The organism is Pseudomonas sp., assembly GCF_050739655.1.
Taxonomy (GTDB): domain Bacteria; phylum Pseudomonadota; class Gammaproteobacteria; order Pseudomonadales; family Pseudomonadaceae; genus Aquipseudomonas.
The window spans coordinates 1-3695 of sequence record NZ_JBOIBY010000069.1; the positions used below are offsets into that span (position 1 = coordinate 1).

The 3695-nt window shown below is 61.4% G+C and carries 3 protein-coding genes; all 3 read left to right on the forward strand.

Annotated features, from left to right (window positions below; genetic code table 11):
• The coding region (locus tag ACRESJ_RS03645) for a hypothetical protein (protein WP_431756684.1) at positions 1–216 on the forward strand (216 nt) is incomplete at its 5' end.
• A gap of 124 nt (positions 217–340) precedes the next feature.
• The gene (gene gcvH / locus ACRESJ_RS03650) at positions 341–724 is read left to right on the forward strand and encodes a glycine cleavage system protein GcvH (RefSeq protein ID WP_431756685.1); all 384 of its coding nucleotides are present in this window, start codon (positions 341–343) and stop codon (positions 722–724) included.
• A gap of 11 nt (positions 725–735) precedes the next feature.
• Entirely contained in the window at positions 736–3582 is a 2847-nt protein-coding gene (gcvP, locus tag ACRESJ_RS03655) for an aminomethyl-transferring glycine dehydrogenase (protein ID WP_431756686.1), read from the forward strand.
• Positions 3583–3695: the final 113 nt, after the last annotated feature.

The window sequence follows — 3695 nt, forward strand, 5'->3', positions numbered from 1 at the left end:
GCCTTCGGCAGCTCCTACAGGGGGAAGGGCATCGTGAGAACCGCGCTAAAAACGACCTCCACCTGTACTGAAAGCGCTACAGCGGAACGATATCGCTACACCCCTCTGCGATCACGGCTGCGCAAGGCTTTGATCCACCTCGGCTTTTATCCACGACATTCGCCGTATCGATTTCGCTACAACGCCTACACGTCAGCGATCGAAGAAACCCTCTAAATCATTGATTCAAATAACAAAAACAACATTGGCCGCGATCTTGCTACGTAGTCCTTTATAACCAGGGCATTGCCCCAGCATTCAATCGCGTCCACCAGACGAGTCTGGCCCCTTAGGAGTTTCCATGAGCGAGTTGCGTTTTACTGAAGATCACGAATGGCTGCGTACCGAAGCTGACGGTAGCGTCACGGTCGGCATCACTGCTTTCGCACAGAACGCCTTGGGCGACGTGGTTTTCGTACAACTGCCTGAGCTGCAGTCCTACGAAAAAGGCGCCGAAGCCGCCACCGTGGAATCGGTAAAAGCCGCCAGTGGCGTCTACATGCCGTTGGATGGCGAAGTGCTGGAAGTGAACCCGGCGCTGGAAAACAACCCTGAATTGGTCAACGAAGACCCGCTGGGTGAAGGCTGGTTCTTCCGCTTCAATCCTGCCGATGCTGCCGCTGTCGGCCAACTGCTGGACCAGGACGCCTACGACCGCCTGATCAAAGCCCAAGCCGAAGCCTGAGGAGCGCGAACATGACTCACCTGACCACCGCCAACGAATTCATCGCCCGTCACATCGGCCCACGCGCCGGTGACGAGCAAGCCATGCTCAACAGCCTGGGCTTCGACTCTCTGGAAGCCCTGAGCGCCAGCGTGATTCCCGACAGCATCAAAGGCACCAGCATCCTGGGCCTGGAAGACGGCCTGAGCGAAGCCGACGCCCTGGCCTCGATCAAGGCCATTGCCGGCAAGAACCAGCTGTTCAAGACCCACATCGGCCAGGGCTACTACGGCACCCACACGCCGTCGCCAATCCTGCGCAACCTGCTGGAAAACCCGGCCTGGTACACCGCTTACACCCCGTACCAGCCAGAAATTTCCCAAGGTCGCCTCGAAGCGCTGCTGAACTTCCAGACCCTGATCAGCGACCTGACCGGCCTGCCGATCGCCAACGCCTCCCTGCTGGACGAAGCCACCGCCGCTGCCGAAGCCATGACCTTCTGCAAACGCCTGAGCAAGAACAAGGGCAGCCACCAGTTCTTCGCTTCCGTGCATTGCCACCCGCAGACTCTCGACGTGCTGCGCACCCGTGCCGAGCCATTGGGCATCGACGTGGTGGTTGGCGACGAGCGCGAGCTGAGCGACGTGACCCCGTTCTTCGGTGCCCTGCTGCAATACCCGGCGAGCAACGGTGATGTGTTCGACTACCGCGCCCTGACCGAGCGTTTCCACGCCGCCAACGCCCTGGTCGCTGTAGCAGCCGACCTGTTGGCCCTGACCGTGCTGACCCCGCCGGGCGAGTTCGGCGCCGACGTGGCCATCGGTAGCGCACAACGCTTCGGCGTACCGCTGGGCTTCGGCGGCCCGCACGCGGCCTATTTCTCCACCAAGGATGCGTTCAAGCGCGACATGCCAGGCCGTCTGGTCGGTGTGTCGGTTGACCGTTTCGGCAAGCCGGCCCTGCGCCTGGCCATGCAAACCCGCGAGCAACACATCCGTCGCGAGAAGGCCACCAGCAACATCTGCACCGCACAGGTTCTGTTGGCCAACATCGCCAGCATGTACGCCGTGTACCACGGTCCTAAAGGCCTGACGCAGATCGCCAACCGCGTGCATCATCTGACCGCGATCCTGGCCAAAGGCTTGAGCGCTCTGGGCCTGAGCGTCGAACAGGAACACTTCTTCGACACCCTGACCCTGAAAACCGGCGCTAACACCGCCCAACTGCACGATCAGGCTCGCGCCCGTCAGATCAACCTGCGCGTGGTCGACGCTGAACGCCTGGGCCTGTCCCTCGACGAAACCAGCACCCAGGCCGACGTTGAGACCCTGTGGGCTATCTTCGCCGATGGCAAAACCCTGCCGGACTTCGCTGCACTGGCTGCCACTGTTGAAAGCACCATCCCGGCCGCACTGGTACGTCAGTCGCCGATCCTCAGCCACCCGGTATTCAACCGCTACCACTCGGAAACCGAGCTGATGCGCTACCTGCGCAAGCTGGCGGACAAAGACCTGGCGCTGGACCGCACCATGATCCCGCTGGGCTCGTGCACCATGAAACTCAACGCCGCCAGCGAAATGATCCCGGTGACCTGGGCCGAATTCGGCGCCCTGCACCCGTTTGCCCCGGCCGAGCAAAGCGCCGGCTACCAGCAACTGACCGATGAACTGGAAGCGATGCTCTGCGCCGCCACCGGTTACGACTCGATCTCGCTGCAACCGAACGCCGGTTCGCAAGGTGAATACGCCGGTCTGTTGGCCATCCGCGCCTACCACCAGAGCCGTGGCGAAGACCGTCGCGACATCTGCCTGATCCCGTCGTCCGCCCACGGTACCAACCCGGCCACCGCACAAATGGCTGGCATGCGCGTAGTAGTTACCGCGTGCGATGCCCGTGGCAACGTCGACATCGAAGACCTGCGTGCCAAGGCCATCGAGCACCGCGAACACCTCGCTGCGCTGATGATCACCTACCCGTCGACCCATGGCGTGTTCGAAGAAGGCATCCGCGAAATCTGCGGCATCATTCACGACAACGGTGGCCAGGTGTACATCGACGGCGCCAACATGAACGCCATGGTCGGCCTCTGCGCCCCTGGCAAGTTCGGCGGTGACGTCTCTCACCTGAACCTGCACAAGACCTTCTGCATTCCACACGGTGGTGGAGGCCCGGGCGTCGGCCCGATCGGCGTGAAATCGCACCTGACCCCGTTCCTGCCGGGCCACGCGCAGATGGCGCGCAAAGAAGGCGCGGTGTGCGCGGCGCCGTTCGGCAGCGCGAGCATTCTGCCGATCACCTGGATGTACATCAGCATGATGGGCGGTGCGGGCCTCAAGCGCGCTTCGCAGTTGGCGATCCTCAACGCTAACTACATTTCCCGTCGCCTTGAAGAGCATTACCCAGTGCTCTACACCGGCAGCAACGGTCTGGTGGCGCATGAGTGCATCCTCGACCTGCGTCCATTGAAAGACAGCAGCGGCATCAGCGTCGATGACGTCGCCAAGCGCCTGATCGACTTCGGTTTCCACGCCCCGACCATGTCCTTCCCAGTGGCCGGTACGCTGATGATCGAGCCGACCGAAAGCGAATCCAAAGAAGAACTGGACCGCTTCTGCGACGCCATGATCCGCATCCGCGAAGAAATCCGCGCAGTGGAAAACGGCACGTTGGACAAAGACGACAACCCACTGAAAAACGCCCCGCACACCGCTGCGGAACTGGTGGGTGAATGGTCCCATCCGTACAGCCGTGAGCAAGCGGTTTACCCGGTTGCCTCGCTGATCGAAGGCAAGTACTGGCCGCCGGTCGGTCGCGTCGACAACGTGTTCGGCGATCGCAACCTGGTTTGCGCCTGCCCGTCGATCGAAAGCTACGCTTAAAAGATGAGGGGGCGGGTCTGCTCGCCCCCACTTTCAAGAACACCGCACACCCCATGTAGGAGCTGCCGAAGGCTGCGATCTTTTGACCTTGCTTGTAAAAACAAAATCAAAAG